The sequence below is a fragment of the Pantoea sp. ME81 genome (assembly GCF_903970985.1).
In the GTDB taxonomy this organism is placed as follows: Bacteria; Pseudomonadota; Gammaproteobacteria; order Enterobacterales; family Enterobacteriaceae; genus Pantoea; species Pantoea communis.
Genome location: NZ_CAJCKS010000356.1, coordinates 1 through 1220, shown reverse-complemented (window position 1 = coordinate 1220; position 1220 = coordinate 1). Strand labels below are relative to the sequence as shown.

Here is a 1220-nt window from a genome sequence, read left to right as displayed (position 1 = left end):
CCTGTTTTCCTACACGACGTTCGTCCGATCTGCTTCCAGTATTGCCCTGTCTCTTCATCTTTAATCACGCCGGACTCCGGTCCATGAGGGTCTTTGACCGGAGATTTTTTGTACCAGTCCGGATCATACCAGTCCATGACCCACTCTCTGCCGTTCTCTGCCATCCCATAAAGCCCCTCCGGTGAAGGTGGGTACTTATCTACTGGCAGGCGGATAAGCGGTGAGTCGATTCTGTACGGCTGGGCGGCTATCTCACGATCTTCATCCGTCGCAAAGTTCTCACCACGTTCCGTTTTCCGGTTATAACGCAGCGTACCGTCATCAGTGGCAATAATGACATACTGCCCTTTATTTCTGGCTGAATATTCCCACTGTGCTTCCGTCGGGAGCGAAAAATTTAAACCCGTGACCTTCTTTAACCACCGGCAGTACGTATCCGCCTCGCGCCAGTCAATTATTGCAGGACTGTTATCTAATATCGTCATCTCCGAGAGTATCGTATCACGCACTTCATTATTATAATTTTGCGGGGGGCTGCCAGATAACCTCAGATACGATGCGTACTCTTCATGACTGATTTTATATTTTGAAATCGAATAGGCAGACAGCTCTACCATGTGAGCCGGCTTATTGCTCTTATCACCCGTGCAATACGCCCCGCCATTTCGCATCTCCGAACAAAAGTCCCCCATCAGAAACGTCCCCGCCGGCATATAGACCATGTCCGCTCTGACGCGGCTGAGGAATATATCCAGCTCTTTATTCTGCTCTGCCGTGAGGGGCGGCGTGACCACCTTTTTTTCGTCACACCCTGAAAGGAGTAACAGGAGGAAAACAGCTAAGTTCCTTTTCATTTTCGGGTCGGCTCAAGGTTATGTTGTGTAATGGCACTCTGCGGTATCACATGACAGAGCGAGGCGTACCAGGGATTATCTTCGCTGTACAAGGGGGATGCTGGGACGCACAAGGTTCAGTCCAGCCTCATTCCGGCTTATTGATTTTTAAAATCACAGATGCTACTTCAAAGGTTCTGGCTCATTCACTACGCAACGGGCCGTATTGCCAGCTGGATATCCCGGTTCCGGAATGTCATAACTGCGGCTGAACGTGAGGCCGGACGGCCATCCGGGCGATGGCCGTCCGGCGCCGCGCAACACCTTCCAGTATTGCCCTGTCTCTTCATCTTTAATCACGCCGGACTCCGGTCCATGAGGGTCTTT

The 1220-nt window shown here is 51.2% G+C and carries 1 protein-coding gene and 1 pseudogene; both read right to left on the bottom strand.

Going from position 1 to position 1220, the window contains the following annotated elements; translation table 11 throughout:
• Positions 1-854: SUMF1/EgtB/PvdO family nonheme iron enzyme (locus H7A81_RS27305; protein ID WP_182059342.1), on the bottom strand; the 854-nt coding region annotated here is incomplete at its 3' end.
• Between the two features lie 162 nt (positions 855-1016).
• Positions 1017-1220: pseudogene (locus H7A81_RS27600) on the bottom strand (hypothetical protein); the annotation flags it as partial.